This is a genomic window from Pseudomonas sp. IT-93MI4 (assembly GCF_949767635.1).
GTDB lineage: Bacteria > Pseudomonadota > Gammaproteobacteria > Pseudomonadales > Pseudomonadaceae > Aquipseudomonas > Aquipseudomonas putida_A.
Genome location: NZ_CATKPP010000011.1, coordinates 601731 through 618076, shown reverse-complemented (window position 1 = coordinate 618076; position 16346 = coordinate 601731). Strand labels below are relative to the sequence as shown.

Here is a 16346-nt window from a genome sequence, read left to right as displayed (position 1 = left end):
GCTTGCCCGGAGCACTTGATAACGTGTCACCCTCCGGGACTTTCCGGGGCATCAAAGAAATGATCGCGCGCGGCAGTCTGTCGTCGTCGCGCGCAATGCCTTACGGCAGCGGCAATCAACATCTTCTCGCTGGCCGAGGAACGTTCAAACAAAGGATGAGGCTATGGTTCAAGTTCGCAAACTGGTGTTAGCAATAGCGGCCGCCTCGGCGCTGTCCTCCGGTATGGCGCATGCCCTCGGGCTCGGGGAGCTGACCCTGAAGTCGACCCTGAACCAGCCGCTGGTGGCCGAGATCGAGCTGCTCGACGTCAAGGATCTCACTGCTGCCGAAGTGGTGCCGAGCCTGGCTTCACCCGAAGATTTCGCCAAGGCCGGCGTCGATCGCCAGGCCTTCCTCAACGACCTGACGTTCACCCCGGTGCTCAACGCCAGCGGCAAAAGCGTGCTGCGCGTGACTTCGAGCAAGCCGCTGTCGGAACCGATGGTGAAATTCCTCGTGCAGGTGATGTGGCCGAATGGCCGTCTGCTGCGCGATTACAGTGTGCTGCTGGATCCGTCGAAATTCTCGCCACAGACCGCTGACGCCGCTGCGCAACCGGCACCGTCGCAGACCATCACCGCACCGACCACCGGCGCCACGCACCCGTCGCAATACACCACCACGCCGCGCGACACCCTGTGGGAAATTGCCGCGAAGGCGCGCACCGGCGGTTCGGTGCAGCAGACCATGCTGGCGATTCAGGCGCTCAACCCGGATGCGTTCATCGACGGCAACATCAACCGGCTGAAAACCGGTCAGGTGCTGCGCCTGCCGGACTCGGTGGAAAGCACCGCGCTGCCGCAATCGAAAGCGATTGCCGAAGTCGCCGCGCAGAACGAAGCCTGGCGTCAGGGTCGTCGCTATGTGGCCAAGCCGGGTACCGGCCAGCAGCAGCTCGATGCCACCAAGCGTGGTCGCAGCAATGTCGGCGCCGGCCAGAATGCCAAGGACAACCTGAGTCTGGTCTCTGCCGAAAACGCCAAAGGGCGTGGCAAAGGCCCGGCCGGCGATGCCAAGGCCTTGAGCAACAAGCTGGCGGTGACTCAGGAAAGCCTCGACACGACCCGTCGTGACAACGAGGAACTGAAAAGCCGCATGGCCGATCTGCAAAGTCAGTTGGACAAGCTGCAACGCCTGATCGAGCTGAAGAACAATCAACTGGCGAAGATGCAGGCCGAAGGCCCGGGCGCTGCGCCAGCCGCCACTGCTGCCGTACCGGCGATCACCGCCGAACTGGCTGCAACCCCTCCAGCCACCCCGGCAGAAGCGGCGCCAACACCTGAATCGGCGATTGCGCCACCGGTCGACACGCCTGCCGAGACGCCAGTGGTTGCGCCAAAACCGGTAGTCGATGAAGACAAAACCTTCAATGAACTGCTGACCAATCCGATCCTGCTGGGTCTGATCGGTGGCGGTGCGGTGGTGTTGCTGCTTCTGCTGTTGCTGCTGGCCCGTCGCCGCAAAGCCCAGCAGGAAGCCGAGAAACACCTGCGCATGGCCCGCGCTCTGGCGGAAGAGCAAGAGTTCTCCGCCGAGCAGGATCTGCCGGAAAGCAGCTTCGAAGGCCTGGAAACACCTGCTGCCAGCGTCAAGCTCAACACCCCGGCACCTGCGCCAGCGCCTGCTGCGGTAGTGGCTCCGGTGGTGATGGCTGAGCCGATTGCCGCGCCATTGGTCGCACCGTCCGCCGAGCGTTCCGATGACGTGCTGGACAAGGCGCAGTCGCACATCAATGCCGGTCGCCTGAATCAGGCCGCAGCGTTGCTGGAAGAGGGCGTCAGCCTCGAGCCGCAACGCAGTGATCTGCGTCTGAAGCTGATGGAAGTCTACGGTCAGCAGGGTGATCGCGATGCGTTCGTGGGGCAGGAGCGTCAGTTGGTGGCCAACGGTGATAACTTCGCCAAGGTCGAAGAGCTGAAAAAACGCTTCCCGGCCATGGCGGTCGTCGCTGTCGCGGGTCTGGCTGCAGCGGCAGCCGCCGCCGAGCTGGACGCGCAATACGTCAAGGAGCTGCTGCTCGACGAGCCTGAGGTGCCTGCACCTGAGCCTGCGGCAGACGATCTCGATAGCGCGTTCGACCTGAGCCTGGACGATCTCGACAACATCACTCCGGTTGAGCCTGCACCTGTTGTTGAGCCTGACGCGCCGGTAGAGCTGGACGAATTCCCGGCAGACGACGATCTGAGCTTTGAATCGGTGCTGCAACAGCAGACCGAGATCAAAGAGAACCTCGACGACCTGTCGGACTTCGACCTCGATCTGGATCTGGGGGCCGAGCCTGCGCCAGCCCCGGCGGCGGATCTGGCGGATGATGACTTCCTGCTGGATCTGGACGAAGGCGTGAAAGATCTGTCGCCGGCCGAGCCTGTGGTCGCCAACGAAGTGCCACAGGACGATCTGGAGCTGCCGGCGGATTTCGATCTGTCGCTGGCTGATGAAATGGACAGCAACCCGGCGGCCGAGCCTGACGCATTCGCAGCGGAACTGAATGACGTCAACGCCGAGCTGGATCGCCTGTCGCAGAGCATCGCCGAGCCGACCTTCACCGAAGCCGATGCGGCCATGGGCGATGATCTGGGCGAGGACGATTTCGACTTCCTCGCCGGCACCGACGAAGCCGCGACCAAACTCGATCTGGCCCAGGCCTACATCGATATGGGCGACAGCGACGGCGCACGCGACATCCTCAACGAAGTGTTGACCGAGGGTGACGAAAAGCAGCGTGGCGAAGCCAAGGAAATGCTTTCGCACCTGGCATGAGCCAGCAGTAAATAAAAACGGCAGCCCATTGAGGCTGCCGTTTTTGTTTGGGCTGGATTCTGCAGCGCCTGGAATGGCGCTTTCGCGAGCAAGCCCGCTCCCACATTTGAAATGTGCTCTACCTGTGGGAGGGGGCTTGCTCGCGAAGAGGCCGGATCGGTCAACACAGAACTGACTGGCATCCCCGACTCACAGCCTTATAATGCCCGCCTTTGTACATCAGCAGGCTGTCCCACCTTGGCAAACATAGATAACCCGGTCGCCGAAATGGCACCCGAAGGCTTTTACCGTGTGGCACTGGGTGTCGAGTACAAAGGCTCGCGCTACAGCGGCTGGCAGCGTCAGTTGACCGGCGTGGCCACGGTGCAGGAAGAGCTCGAAAAAGCCTTGTCGAAAGTCGCCAATTCGCCGATTTCGCTGCAGTGCGCCGGGCGTACCGATGCCGGGGTGCATGCTTGCGGACAAGTGGTTCATTTCGACACGCCAGTCGATCGTTCGCTGAAAGCCTGGGTGATGGGCGCCAATATCAATCTGCCCCACGACATCAGTGTCAGTTGGGCGCGGGTGATGCCGGCGCATTTCCATGCGCGGTTCAAAGCCATCGCCCGGCGTTATCGCTATGTGATCTACAACGATCAGATTCGTCCGGCGCATCTCAACGAAGAGATCACCTGGAACCACCGCCCACTCGACGTTGAGCGCATGGCTGAAGCGGCGCAATACCTGATCGGCACTCATGATTTCAGTGCGTTCCGCGCCGGCCAGTGCCAGGCCAAGTCGCCGATCAAGAAAATGCACCACCTGCGCGTGACCCGTCACGGCAAGATGATCGTGCTCGATATCCGCGCCAACGCCTTTTTGCACCACATGGTGCGCAACATCGCCGGTGTGTTGATGACCATCGGTGCTGGCGAGCGCCCGGTCGAGTGGATGAAGGAAGTGCTGGAAAGCCGCGAGCGCCGTTCCGGTGGCGTGACAGCGCATCCGTACGGGTTGTATCTGGTGCAGGTCGAGTATCACGATGAATTTCCGTTGCCCGAGCGTTTTATCGGGCCACATTTCCTTACGGGTTTCTCGGAACTTGACGGCTGACGCCCTCGAGCGCTTTTGTTACCATCCGGGACTTTCCCGAATTTGACGCGGAGTTTTTCTCGATATGTCAGCCGTTCGCAGCAAGATCTGCGGGATTGCCCGCATAGAAGATGCGTTGGCAGCGGTCGAGGCCGGGGCGGACGCGATCGGGTTCGTGTTCTACGCCAAGAGCCCGCGTGCAGTGAGCGTGCAGCAGGCAAGGGCGATCATCCAGGCCTTGCCACCGTTCGTGACGACGGTGGGCCTGTTCGTCAATGCCAGCCGCTGCGAGTTGGGGGAAATCCTCGATGCCGTGCCGCTGGATCTGTTGCAGTTCCATGGCGACGAAACCGCTGAACAGTGCGAAGGCTGGCATCGTCCGTACATCAAGGCATTGCGGGTCAAGGCCGGCGACGACATCGCGGCTGCCGTCGATGCCTATCCGAGTGCCAGTGGCGTGCTGCTCGACACTTACGTCGAAGGCGTGCCGGGCGGAACCGGCGAGGCGTTCGACTGGTCATTGATTCCGCAAGCGTTGAGCAAGCCACTGATTCTGGCCGGTGGCCTCACCCCGGAAAACGTCGCCGACGCTGTGGCCCGGGTCAAACCGTACGCGGTCGATGTCAGCGGCGGGGTAGAAGCGAGCAAGGGCATCAAGGATCATGCGAAGATCCGCGCGTTCATCAATGCCGTACGTAGAAGCTCGCAGGGAGCGTCTACTTCGATGTGACGGCTGGCGAACTGCCGCCGTCCATCAATGCACTTGCACAAAGCAGGCGAGGCTGAGGGTTTCTGGAGTTGCACGCAGGTCATGTTCCGCGCTGACCGCGGCGTTCCATCAATCATCGCCACACACATGAATTTAGCTGAAGGGCATACGCGGGGCTGCGAACCAGAGCGTTCGGGCCGCCGGTACTGGAGAAAGAAAGCATGAGCAACTGGTTGGTAGACAAACTGATCCCTTCGATCATGCGTTCGGAGGTCAAGAAGAGCTCGGTGCCTGAAGGTCTGTGGCACAAATGCCCGTCCTGCGAGGCTGTGCTGTATCGCCCTGAGCTGGAAAAGACCCTGGACGTTTGCCCCAAGTGCAACCACCACATGCGCATCGGCGCACGGGCGCGCATCGACATCTTCCTGGATGCCGAAGGCCGCAACGAGCTGGGTGCAGATCTGGAGCCGGTTGACCGTCTGAAATTCCGCGACGGCAAGAAGTACAAGGACCGTCTGGTCGCTGCACAGAAGCAGACCGGCGAAAAAGACGCGCTGATCTCCGTCAGCGGCACCCTGCTGGGTATGCCGGTGGTGGTGTCGGCGTTCGAATTCAGCTTCATGGGCGGTTCCATGGGCGCCATCGTCGGTGAGCGCTTCGTGCGCGCCGCCAACTACGCCCTGGAAAACCGTTGCCCGATGATCTGCTTCGCCGCCTCCGGTGGTGCGCGCATGCAGGAAGCGCTGATCTCGCTGATGCAGATGGCCAAGACGTCGGCGGTACTGGCGCGTTTGCGTGAAGAAGGCATTCCGTTCATCTCGGTGCTGACCGATCCGGTCTACGGCGGCGTTTCCGCCAGCCTGGCAATGCTCGGCGACGTGATCGTCGGTGAGCCGAAAGCCCTGATCGGCTTCGCCGGTCCGCGCGTGATCGAGCAGACCGTGCGTGAAAAACTGCCGGAAGGCTTCCAGCGCAGCGAGTTCCTGCTGGAGCATGGCGCGATCGATCTGATCATCGATCGTCGTGAACTGCGTCCACGCCTGGGCAATCTGCTGGCGCAACTGACCGGCCAGCCGACTCCGACCTACGTCGCCGCTCCTGTCGAGCCAATCGTCGTTCCACCGGTGCCTGCCAACGTATGACCGAGCGTACCCTTGGCGAGTGGCTCGCCTACCTTGAGCAGTTGCATCCATCGGCCATCGACATGGGGCTGGAGCGTTCGCAACAGGTAGCGTCCCGCATGGGACTGGGCCAGCCGGCGCCTCGGGTGATTACGGTCACCGGCACCAACGGCAAGGGTTCGACCTGCGCTTTCGTGGCTTCATTGCTGCGGGCGCAGGGCCTGAGCGTGGGTGTCTACAATTCTCCGCACCTGCTGCGTTACAACGAGCGGGTGCAGCTCAATGGCGTCGAAGCCACTGATGCTCAGCTGTGCGAAGCCTTCGCTGCGGTGGAGGCCGGGCGTGGCGACACTTCCCTGACTTACTTCGAAATGGGCACCCTGGCGGCGTTCTGGCTGTTTCAACAGGCAAAACTTGACGCTGTGGTGCTGGAAGTCGGGCTGGGCGGGCGTCTGGACACGGTCAATGTGGTGGACGCCGATATCGCGCTGGTCACCAGCATTGGCGTCGATCATGCCGAATACCTGGGCAATACCCGCGAATCCGTGGCCTTCGAGAAGGCCGGGATTTTCCGTCAGGGCAAACCTGCACTGTGCGGTGACCTGAATCCTCCGCAACCGTTGCTCGACAAGGTCCGCGAGTTGGCGTGCCCGTTCTCTCTGCGCGGGCGCGACTTCGATCTGGGGATCACCGATCACGACTGGCAATGGCGCGGCACTGACGCCCAAGGTCAGGTGGTCGAATTGCATGATTTGCCGCTGCTCGATCTGCCGATGGAAAACGCAGCGCTGGCGTTGCAGGCGTATCTGCTGCTCGGCTTGCCGTGGAATCCGTCGCAAATTGTTGCGGCCTTGCAGGCCACCCGTGTGGTGGGTCGGCTGGATCGCCGCTCGTTCGAGTTCAACGGCAAGCGCCTGAACCTGCTACTGGACGTGGGGCATAACCCGCACGCGGCGGAGTATCTGGCGCGGCGCCTGGCCAGTCGGCCGCCGGTAGGCAAGCGCCTGGCGGTGTTCGGCTTGCTGGCCGACAAGGATCTGGATGGTGTTGTCGGCGAATTGAATGCTAGTGTCCAGCATTGGGCGGTCGCGCCGCTGGATTCGCCGCGTTCGCGTCCGGTCAGTGAATTGCACGCCGGATTGCAGAACCTTGGCGCGTCCGTCACGTCCTATGACAGTGTCGCGGCTGCGCTGGAAGGGCAGTGCGAGATCGCAACCAGCGACGACGAGATTCTGTTGTTCGGATCATTTTATTGTGTCGCCGAGGCCCTTGAATGGCTGGCCCGGCGCTCCACGGAGGAAGCGGCAAATGGCTTTGCTGGATAAAGCGTACAAGCAGCGCATGGTTGGCGCCCTGGTGCTGGTGGCACTGGCGGTGATTTTCCTGCCGATGCTGTTTTCCCGCCAGGACGAGCAACGTCAAGTGACGGTCGAGGCGCCTGCCGCGCCGCAAGCCCCTTCGATGCCGCAGGTGCAAATGGAGTCGGTGGCCGTGCCTGAGCCGCAAGCTTTGCCACAAGAACCGGTGCCAGCGGATGAAGAAGTCGCAGAAGATACTGCGCCTGCTGCACCAATCGCGGCAGCCCCGGCGCCGACGGCGCCCATAGCAATCGCCAAGCCGCCTGCGCCGCCTGCGGTGGCCAAACCGATTCCGGCACCTGCTCAGCCTATTGCTGCTGCGTCGAAACCTGACACCACGCAAAGTCGCGTCGATGCCAACGGTCTGTCGGTCAGCTGGTCGGTGCAACTGGCCAGCCTGTCGAGTCGCGCCAGCGCCGAAAGCCTGCAGAAAACTCTGCGCAGCCAAGGCTATAACGCCTATATCCGTTCCGCCGATGGCAAGAATCGGGTGTTCGTCGGGCCGCTGATCGAGCGTGCCGAGGCCGATCGTCTGCGTGATCTATTGAGCCGCCAGCAGAACCTCAAGGGTTTTGTCGTGCGCTTCCAGCCCGAGCGCGGCTAGGATCTATCGATTCGATTGAAATGCACTGAAAATCGCAGCTTACCGACAGCGGTGCGCTCTGCTAAAATGCGCCGCCTTATCCGTCTGTAGGCTGCACTGTGCCATTTACCCTGGTTGACTGGGCGATCGTTGCAATCATCGCCATCTCCGCTTTGATCAGTTTGAGCCGCGGCTTCGTCAAGGAAGCATTATCGCTGGTGACCTGGATCATCGCAGGAGCGGTTGCCTGGATGTTCGGTGGCTCACTGTCCGAGTACCTCGCCGGATACATCGAAACCCCATCGGCTCGCGTGATCGCGGGCTGTGCCATCATGTTTGTCGCCACACTGATCGTGGGCGCAATGATCAATTATCTTATCGGCGAGTTGGTGCGGGTGACCGGATTGTCCGGCACCGATCGATTCCTGGGCATGGCCTTCGGCGCGGCGCGTGGCGTGTTGCTGGTGGTCGTGGCAGTCGGGCTGTTGAGCCTGGGGCCGGTACAGCAGGACGGGTGGTGGAAAGAATCACAGCTCGTGCCAAAGTTTCTATTGGTCGCCGACTGGTCCAAAAACCTGATTCTCGGGTGGAGCAGTCGGTGGCTTGCCAGCGGAATCAGCGTACCCGCTGATATTCCGTTCAAGGAGCAACTCTTGCCGTCGGCCAAAACGCCTCAGTGAGTGTTGTTCAGTTCAGATCCATTAAGTAGGGGTTGCGTCGCATGTGTGGCATCGTCGGTATCGTCGGTAAGTCGAACGTCAATCAGGCGCTGTATGACGCGCTAACCGTGCTCCAGCACCGCGGCCAGGACGCTGCCGGTATCGTGACCAGCCATGATGGCCGGTTGTTCTTGCGCAAGGACAATGGTCTGGTGCGTGACGTGTTTCAGCAGCGTCACATGCAGCGCCTGGTCGGCCACATGGGTATCGGCCACGTCCGTTACCCGACTGCCGGCAGCTCGACCTCGGCCGAAGCGCAGCCGTTTTACGTCAACTCGCCTTACGGCATCACCCTGGCGCACAACGGCAACCTGACCAACGTTGAACAGTTGGCCAAGGAGATCTACGAATCCGACCTGCGTCACGTCAACACCAGTTCCGACTCGGAAGTGCTGCTCAACGTGTTCGCCCACGAGCTGGCCCAGCGCGGCAAGCTGCAGCCGACCGAAGAAGACGTGTTTGCCGCCGTGACCGACGTGCACAACCGTTGCGTCGGCGGTTACGCGGTGGTGGCGATGATCACCGGTTACGGCATCGTCGGTTTCCGTGACCCGCACGGCATCCGTCCGATCGTGTTCGGCCAGCGTCACACCGACGAAGGCGTCGAGTACATGATCGCTTCCGAAAGCGTTTCGCTAGACGTGCTCGGTTTCACCCTGATCCGCGACTTGGCCCCGGGCGAAGCGGTCTACATCACTGAAGACGGCAAACTGCACACCCGTCAGTGCGCGACCAACCCGTCCCTGACCCCCTGCATCTTCGAACACGTTTACCTGGCGCGTCCGGATTCGATCATCGACGGCGTGTCGGTGTACAAGGCGCGTCTGCGCATGGGCGAGAAACTCGCCGAGAAGATCCTGCGCGAGCGTCCGGAGCACGACATCGACGTGGTCATCCCGATTCCGGACACCAGCCGCACCGCCGCGCTGGAGCTGGCGAACCACCTGGGCGTGAAATTCCGCGAAGGCTTTGTCAAGAACCGTTACATCGGCCGGACCTTCATCATGCCGGGCCAGGCTGCCCGCAAGAAGTCGGTTCGCCAGAAGCTCAACGCGATCGAGCTGGAATTCCGCGGCAAGAACGTGATGCTGGTCGACGACTCGATCGTACGCGGCACCACCTGCAAGCAGATCATCCAGATGGCCCGCGAAGCCGGCGCGAAAAACGTCTACTTCTGCTCGGCGGCCCCGGCCGTACGCTTCCCGAACGTTTACGGCATCGACATGCCGAGCGCTCACGAACTGATCGCACACAATCGTTCGACTCAGGATGTGGCGGATCTGATCGGTGCAGACTGGCTGATCTATCAGGATCTGCCTGACTTGATCGAAGCAGTCGGTGGCGGCAAGATCAAGATCGAAAACTTCGATTGCGCGGTGTTCGACGGCAAGTACGTCACCGGCGACGTCGATGAGGCCTACCTGGACAAGATCGAGCAGGCACGCAACGATGCCTCCAAGGTCAAGACCCAGGCGGTCAGTGCGATCATCGATCTGTACAACAACTGAGTTTCTACCGGCCCTGAGGGGCCGGTTTTGTATCTGGCAAAAGACTTTCATTTATTCAGAACAGGGCAAGGAGTGACAGCATGAGTCAGGAATGGGATGCCGGTCGGCTGGACAGCGACCTCGAAGGCGTAGCGTTCGATACCCTGGCCGTACGTGCCGGTCAGCACCGTACGCCGGAAGGCGAACACGGTGATCCGATGTTCTTCACTTCCAGCTACGTGTTCCGCACCGCTGCCGACGCGGCCGCGCGGTTTGCCGGGGAAGTGCCGGGCAACGTTTACTCGCGCTACACCAACCCGACCGTGCGCGCGTTCGAAGAGCGTATCGCTGCGCTGGAAGGCGCTGAGCAAGCGGTCGCCACCGCCACGGGCATGGCCGCGATCATGGCGGTGGTGATGAGCCTGTGCAGTGCCGGCGATCACGTCCTGGTGTCGCGCAGCGTGTTCGGTTCGACCATCAGCCTGTTCGAGAAATACTTCAAGCGTTTCGGTGTGCAAGTTGACTACGTGCCGCTGGCCGATCTCTCGGCTTGGGATGCGGCGATCAAGCCGAACACCAAGCTGCTGTTCGTCGAGTCGCCGTCCAATCCGTTGGCCGAGCTGGTGGATATCACCGCACTGGCGGAAATCGCTCACGCCAAAGGCGCGATGCTGGTGGTCGACAACTGCTTCTGCACGCCTGCCTTGCAGCAACCGCTGAAACTCGGTGCGGACATCGTCGTGCACTCGGCGACCAAGTTCATCGACGGCCAGGGCCGCTGCATGGGCGGTGTGGTGGCCGGTCGCAGCGAGCAGATGAAAGAAGTTGTCGGTTTCCTGCGCACCGCCGGGCCGACACTGAGTCCGTTCAACGCGTGGATCTTCCTCAAGGGCCTGGAAACCCTGAATCTGCGGATGAAGGCGCACTGCGCCAACGCCCAGCAACTGGCCGAATGGCTGGAGCAGCAGGACGGTATCGAGAAGGTTCATTACGCCGGTCTCAAGAGCCATCCGCAGCATGAACTGGCCCAGCGTCAGCAGAAGGGCTTCGGCGCGGTGGTGAGTTTCGAGGTCAAGGGCGGCAAAGAGGGCGCGTGGCGCTTTATCGATGCCACCCGGTTGATCTCGATCACCGCCAACCTTGGTGACAGCAAAACCACCATCACTCATCCGAGCACCACCTCCCATGGCCGTCTGGCGCCACAGGAGCGTGAAGCAGCAGGGATTCGTGACAGCCTGATCCGCATCGCGGTCGGTCTGGAAGACGTGGCGGACCTGCAGGCTGATCTGTCGCGCGGTCTGGCGGCGTTGTGATCGAGTTGTCTACTCCGAAGGCGGGCACCCATGGCCGCGTGGCGCTGGTTACCGGTGCTGCGCGCGGCATCGGTTTGGGTATCGCGGCCTGGTTGATCAGCGAAGGCTGGCAAGTGGTGTTGACTGATCTCGATCGTGTGCGCGGTTCGAAAGTGGCGAAGGTGCTGGGCGAGAATGCCTGGTTCATCGCCATGGACGTGGCGGATGAAAGTCAGGTCGCGCTGGGCGTTGCCGAGGTGCTCGGCCAATTTGGTCGTCTCGATGCGCTGGTGTGCAACGCGGCAGTCGCTGACCCGCACAACATCACCCTGGAAAGTCTTGATCTGGCGTACTGGAATCGGGTGCTGGCGGTGAATCTCAGCGGGCCGATGCTGCTGGCCAAGCACTGTGCGCCGTATCTGCGCGCGCACAACGGCTCGATCGTCAATCTGGCCTCGACCCGTGCGCGGCAGTCGGAGGCTGATTCCGAGGCGTATGCGGCGAGCAAGGGCGGGTTGTTGGCGCTGACCCACGCGCTGGCGATCAGCCTCGGGCCGGAAATTCGCGTCAATGCGGTCAGCCCTGGCTGGATTGATGCCCGGGATCCTTCTGCGCGGCGAGCAGAACCTTTGGCCGATGCCGATCATGCTCAGCATCCGGCGGGCAGGGTAGGGACGGTCGAGGATGTGGCGGCGATGGTCGCGTGGCTGTTGTCGCGCAATGCCGGGTTTGTCACCGGGCAGGAATTCGTCGTGGATGGCGGCATGACCAAGAAGATGATTTACACGGACTAAGAAGCGAAGCCGCAAACCTGTAGGAGTGAGCCTGCTCGCGATAGCGGTTTCAGGGTTGTTGCTTTCTTCAAGGAATGAAGCAATTTCGTCTTTTTCAGAAAAACTTCAATCCTGCTATTGACTTAGGTTCGCTACCTGCGTAAATTTCGCGGCCTCGGAGATGCAAACGGGTGATTAGCTCAGCTGGGAGAGCGTCTGCCTTACAAGCAGAATGTCGGCGGTTCGATCCCGTCATCACCCACCACTCCCCGAGAAACTTGCGAAAGCAAGAGGTAGGCTGAAAGTGCCTCCACCGACGCGCAGCGGTAGTTCAGTCGGTTAGAATACCGGCCTGTCACGCCGGGGGTCGCGGGTTCGAGTCCCGTCCGCTGCGCCATATTTTACGAGTCAGACATTGTCTGGTTCGCGATTGCAAAGCACCGAAGCTTTCAGTCAAAACGAGTTACTTGAGCGCAAGCTCAAAGCGATACGCAGCGGTAGTTCAGTCGGTTAGAATACCGGCCTGTCACGCCGGGGGTCGCGGGTTCGAGTCCCGTCCGCTGCGCCATATCTGTTTCAAGGACCACTGAACGCCTTGAAACACCGAAAGCAACCGTTGGTTGTTTCGGAATCGATAGCAAAGACCCTGGTCGAAAGGCCGGGGTTTTTTGTGTCTGAAATTTGGCTTTTCCCTCCTTTGACTCGTGCCTCCACCCTGGAATCCAACACAAATCCCCCTGTGGGAGCGGGCTTGCTCGCGAAAGCGGTATGTCAGTTGAAAAAGGGCTGCCTGACACCACGCCTTCGCGAGCAAGCCCGCTCCCACAGGGGGTTGTCTGTGTGCCCTGCGATCTGCTGCGGTGCCACGTCGCATTGATTTTTTGATTCTTTAGTCAAATTTTTGTAACTGGTTGTTTGCCGGACGCTCAGAAACCTTTAAAGTTAACCTTTCGGTCAGCTTTGCACTGTCAACACGCCCTTTGTTTCGCCAAGAAGGGCTTCTGCAAGACTCGAGATTCCCAGTAGATAACCAGAAGGGCGGACACATAACCGCCCAGAGGATGATCCATGTCCAACCGTGATATATCCCGGCGCTCGTTCCTCCAAGGCGGGCTGGTGGCGGGTGTGAGCGTCACGCTCACGCCGCTCAGCAGTCAGGCGCTGGCTGCCTTGATGGAAAACAGCGTCACCGTGCCGTCCGAGAAGTGGCTCGGCAACAACGGCAAGGCACGCCAACGTAACGACGCCCTGTCCAAGGTCTGCGGCAGCAAAGTATTTGCCCGCGACATTCGCTCCAAGGACATGCCGGGCTGGCCTGAACAGCAAGGCCACGCCATGCTGCTGAAAACCATCAAGGCCGACCGAATCTACGAAGGCTACGACCTGTCGTGGCTGGGCGCCGACTTGCAACCTGACCGCATTGTCACAGCGGCCGATCTGGACAAGGACGGCATCGTGTTCCCTGAAGAACACGCGCCGGATCCATTGCTGCCGGAAGGCAAAGTGCCGATGTTCATCGGCCACCCGGTGGCGATCCTGATCTGGAACGATTTCGAGCGTTTCCGCCAGGCCAAGAACAAACTCAAATTCAATGACAAGGCGATTCGTTACGGTGCACAAGTGCCGTACTACGAAGGCGACCCTTATGGCAGCTTCCGCTACGTGCGCGTGGGCGGCGCGACCTCGGCCGACGAAGACGAATTCGCCAGCCTGAAAGACTCGATTCTGTTCCCGATGCTGAAAAACCGGCGTCCGGTGTGGAATTCCCAGCCGAACCTGCACGGCAACCTGACCGAGCGCGGCCTGTTCTACGCCGACCGCATGAAAAAAGAGATCGATACGCCGCCGGACAACTGGCTGGTGTTCGACGAGCGCTACAAGACCCCGTCGATCGAACCGGCCGCCATGGAGCCGGACAACGGCAACGGCTGGTACGACCCGAAAACCAAGACCCTGCACTTCGTGGTCGCCACCCAGTGCCCGCTGGAAGCTGCGACCGAGACCGCGAAAATGATCGCGCCGTCGCGCTTCGGCCTGGCTAACCTGAACATGCACCCGGGTTACACCGTGGGCTATGGTTCCAAAGACCACAACATCTTCGTCTACTACGCGGCCCTCGCTGCGCTGTACGGCGCCGGTGTGCCGATCCGTCTGGCCAACGACCGCTACGAGCAGTTCCAGAGCGGCATCAAGCGTCACCCGTTCGATATCCGCTATCAGCTCGCAGTGGACAAGAACGACTACAGCTTCAAGATTTTCCGTGCCGAGATGAGCGTCGACGGTGGTGGCCGTATCAACTACAGCCCGTCGGTAGCGGCAGTCGGTGCCACGGCAGCGCAGTCGATCTATTACATGCCGCAGAACGATCTGCAGGTCACCGCTTATCACTCACGTGGTGTTGAAGCGGGTTCGATGCGCGGTTACGGCACCCTGCAAAGCATGGCCTCGACCGAAATGATGGTCGACGAAATCGCCAACCGCCTCGGCGTTGACGCGATTGATCTGCGTCGCAAGAACGCCTTGCGTTCGGGCATGAAAAACACCCAGGGCGCGATTCCGGCCGGTGCCCTGCGCCTGCACGAGATTCTCGACAAGGCCTCGGTGCACGAAGTCTGGAAAAACCGCGACGCGATCAAGAAACAGCGCGAAGCTGCCGACCCGGACAACTGGTACGGCGTGGGTTTTGCCATTTGCCAGAAAGACTTCGGCACCGGTTCCGAAGCGCCGATGGCCAGCATCGAATTCACTGCTGAAGGTCGCATCACCCTGCGTCACATCGGCATTGAAATCGGTACTGGCATGTCCACTTCGCAGGCGCTGGTGGTGGCCGATTTCCTTGGCAGCCCGGCGCACGACGTGAAGACCGGCGAAACCGAATGGAAGGAAATGCAGCTGATCACCAGCGGCAACCCTTACATCATGAGCCAGGCCGAACAGGACAACCTGCTGCGCAACCCGCGCTGGGTTGGCAAGCTGGCCTCGGCGTCGTCCGCGACCAACTCGGCCTACTACTTCAGTCACGCCACCCGTGAAGCGGCGCGCGTGCTGTTCAACAACGGTTTGTGGCCGGCGGCCATGGAAATCTGGCGTCAGGGCCCTTACGGCGGTCAAGCCAACCCTTACGTGGTGCGTCGTGAAGATGCGCATTGGGTCGATGGCAAGCTCACTGCCAACGGCATGCAGCCATTGAGCTTCGAAGAGCTGGCCAAGCGTGCTCACGAGCGTGGTCTGGTGACCGGCGCCACCGTTCACGCGTTCAACCGCTGGAGCTGGGCCGAGGCCGAGTACAGCATCGACGGCGTGCGCGAGCGTCTGCCACTCGACGGTCTCGCAGTGAAGTACGGGGACGGCGCGCCGAAGGCGAAGAAAGCGCTGATGAGCACGGCGGGTTTCCACCTGCTGGATCGCCAGAACATCAACTACCCGGTGGTTCAGTTGAACAATGCGGCGGTGACTTACTACAGCCCGGTGGCCACCTTGGTGGAATTGAAGGTCAACAAAGGCTCGGCGGAAGTCGAAGTGCTCAACCACCATTCGTGGGTCGAGTGTGGTCGGGTGCTGGTCGAAGAACTGGTCAAGGGCCAGCTCGAAGGCGGGATCGCCATGGGCATCGGTCACGCGCTGATGGAAGAGATGCCGCTGTACGAAGGCGGACCGGGGGAGGGTGACTGGAACTTCAACCGTTATCGCCTGCCGATGGCCCGCCACGTGGCGGTGTGGAAGCAGACCGCGGAGATTCTGCCGCCGCTGTCGCCTAGCGATCCGTCCAAAGGCATCGCCGAAGTGGTGATGATCCCGGTGGTTGGTGCCATCGGTAACGCCGTGGCGCATGCCATCGGTAAACGTGTTCGCGATCTGCCAATCACTGCTGCGCGCATCAAGGAGGTCCTCAATGGCTAACCGTCCGCTTCAACTGACCCTCAATGGTCAATCCGTCGGCCCGGTGGACATCCCTGATGACCTGCCGATGATCGACTATCTGCACGAATACAAGAACCTCACCGGCTCGCGCCTGGGCTGCGGCCAGGGTATCTGCCACGCCTGCGTGGTGATCGTCGACAACCCGGACGGCACCAGTGAAGAAGTGCGCACCTGCATCACCGGCGCGCATTACTTCGAAGGCAAGAAAGTCCGCACCATCGAAAGTCACGCCAAGCGTGATGAGAGTGGCCAGGTCACTGAGCTGAACTCGATCCAGCAGCGTTTCGTCGACGAATTCGCCTTCCAGTGCAGCTACTGCGCGCCGGGCTTCGTCAACGCCGCGACGGTGCTGGTAGAGAAGCTGCAGCGCCAGCCGATCGTCAAAAGCCAACTGGAAAAAGTCATCGAGGACAGCCTCGGCCACCACATCTGCCGTTGCACCGGGTACGTGCGTTACTACAACGCCACGCGCAACGTGCTGACCGATCTCGGCCTGGTCAAGGAGGGTTGAG

12 protein-coding genes and 3 tRNA genes are annotated in these 16346 nt (G+C 61.0%); all 15 read left to right on the top strand.

All coding sequences use genetic code 11. The features are described 5' to 3' along the window. Positions 1-163 precede the first annotated feature (163 nt). The 15 genes from ACM6I7_RS10080 (at position 164) to ACM6I7_RS10010 (ending at position 16345) form a co-directional block, all read left to right on the top strand. Entirely contained in the window at positions 164-2800 is a 2637-nt protein-coding gene (locus ACM6I7_RS10080) for a FimV/HubP family polar landmark protein (protein ID WP_414888481.1), read from the top strand. A gap of 267 nt (positions 2801-3067) precedes the next feature. Beyond that, positions 3068-3892: a tRNA pseudouridine(38-40) synthase TruA gene (gene truA, locus ACM6I7_RS10075; protein ID WP_177439981.1), complete on the top strand. Its 825-nt coding sequence runs from the start codon at positions 3068-3070 to the stop codon at positions 3890-3892. Positions 3893-3956: 64 nt separating this feature from the next. Next, entirely contained in the window at positions 3957-4601 is a 645-nt protein-coding gene (locus ACM6I7_RS10070) for a phosphoribosylanthranilate isomerase (protein WP_027611534.1), read from the top strand. Positions 4602-4801: 200 nt separating this feature from the next. Continuing rightward, positions 4802-5722, top strand: coding sequence for an acetyl-CoA carboxylase, carboxyltransferase subunit beta (accD, locus tag ACM6I7_RS10065; protein WP_027611535.1), 921 nt, complete (start codon positions 4802-4804; stop codon positions 5720-5722). Beyond that, on the top strand, positions 5719-7026 hold the full coding sequence (gene folC / locus ACM6I7_RS10060) for a bifunctional tetrahydrofolate synthase/dihydrofolate synthase (RefSeq protein ID WP_414888480.1): 1308 nt from the start codon (positions 5719-5721) through the stop codon (positions 7024-7026). Before accD ends, folC begins: the two co-directional genes overlap by 4 nt. After that, entirely contained in the window at positions 7010-7663 is a 654-nt protein-coding gene (locus ACM6I7_RS10055) for an SPOR domain-containing protein (protein WP_414888479.1), read from the top strand. The genes folC and ACM6I7_RS10055 overlap by 17 nt, the downstream gene beginning before the upstream one ends. A 98-nt stretch (positions 7664-7761) precedes the next feature. After that, positions 7762-8322 (top strand): CvpA family protein, encoded by a 561-nt coding sequence (locus ACM6I7_RS10050; RefSeq protein WP_027611538.1) that lies wholly within the window; start codon positions 7762-7764, stop codon positions 8320-8322. 41 nt (positions 8323-8363) lie between these two features. Next, positions 8364-9869, top strand: a complete 1506-nt coding sequence (gene purF / locus ACM6I7_RS10045) for an amidophosphoribosyltransferase (protein ID WP_003226416.1) — start codon at positions 8364-8366, stop codon at positions 9867-9869. A gap of 80 nt (positions 9870-9949) precedes the next feature. Next, positions 9950-11161 (top strand): O-succinylhomoserine sulfhydrylase, encoded by a 1212-nt coding sequence (locus ACM6I7_RS10040; RefSeq protein ID WP_027611539.1) that lies wholly within the window; start codon positions 9950-9952, stop codon positions 11159-11161. Next, a complete protein-coding gene (locus ACM6I7_RS10035; RefSeq protein WP_027611540.1) occupies positions 11158-11934 on the top strand; it encodes an SDR family oxidoreductase in 777 nt (258 codons plus the stop codon). Before ACM6I7_RS10040 ends, ACM6I7_RS10035 begins: the two co-directional genes overlap by 4 nt. A 168-nt stretch (positions 11935-12102) precedes the next feature. Continuing rightward, positions 12103-12178 (top strand) — tRNA-Val (locus tag ACM6I7_RS10030). Between the two features lie 55 nt (positions 12179-12233). Beyond that, positions 12234-12310 (top strand) — tRNA-Asp (locus ACM6I7_RS10025). 94 nt (positions 12311-12404) lie between these two features. After that, positions 12405-12481, top strand: a tRNA-Asp gene (locus ACM6I7_RS10020). Between the two features lie 500 nt (positions 12482-12981). Next, positions 12982-15813 carry a xanthine dehydrogenase family protein molybdopterin-binding subunit gene (locus ACM6I7_RS10015; protein ID WP_414888478.1) on the top strand — a complete coding sequence of 944 codons (2832 nt, stop codon included), beginning with the start codon at positions 12982-12984 and terminating at the stop codon, positions 15811-15813. After that, positions 15806-16345, top strand: coding sequence for a (2Fe-2S)-binding protein (locus tag ACM6I7_RS10010; RefSeq protein ID WP_414888477.1), 540 nt, complete (start codon positions 15806-15808; stop codon positions 16343-16345). The genes ACM6I7_RS10015 and ACM6I7_RS10010 overlap by 8 nt, the downstream gene beginning before the upstream one ends. Position 16346: the final 1 nt, after the last annotated feature.

Excerpts from the sequence above, each read along its gene's own strand:
- ACM6I7_RS10080 (WP_414888481.1), top strand. The coding sequence starts at position 164 with ATGGTTCAAGTTCGCAAACTGGTGTTAGCAATAGCGGCCGCCTCGGCG.
- truA (WP_177439981.1), top strand. The coding sequence starts at position 3,068 with ATGGCACCCGAAGGCTTTTACCGTGTGGCACTGGGTGTCGAGTACAAA.
- ACM6I7_RS10070 (WP_027611534.1), top strand. The coding sequence starts at position 3,957 with ATGTCAGCCGTTCGCAGCAAGATCTGCGGGATTGCCCGCATAGAAGAT.
- accD (WP_027611535.1), top strand. The coding sequence starts at position 4,802 with ATGAGCAACTGGTTGGTAGACAAACTGATCCCTTCGATCATGCGTTCG.
- folC (WP_414888480.1), top strand. The coding sequence starts at position 5,719 with ATGACCGAGCGTACCCTTGGCGAGTGGCTCGCCTACCTTGAGCAGTTG.
- ACM6I7_RS10055 (WP_414888479.1), top strand. The coding sequence starts at position 7,010 with ATGGCTTTGCTGGATAAAGCGTACAAGCAGCGCATGGTTGGCGCCCTG.
- purF (WP_003226416.1), top strand. The coding sequence starts at position 8,364 with ATGTGTGGCATCGTCGGTATCGTCGGTAAGTCGAACGTCAATCAGGCG.
- ACM6I7_RS10040 (WP_027611539.1), top strand. The coding sequence starts at position 9,950 with ATGAGTCAGGAATGGGATGCCGGTCGGCTGGACAGCGACCTCGAAGGC.
- ACM6I7_RS10015 (WP_414888478.1), top strand. The coding sequence starts at position 12,982 with ATGTCCAACCGTGATATATCCCGGCGCTCGTTCCTCCAAGGCGGGCTG.
- ACM6I7_RS10010 (WP_414888477.1), top strand. The coding sequence starts at position 15,806 with ATGGCTAACCGTCCGCTTCAACTGACCCTCAATGGTCAATCCGTCGGC.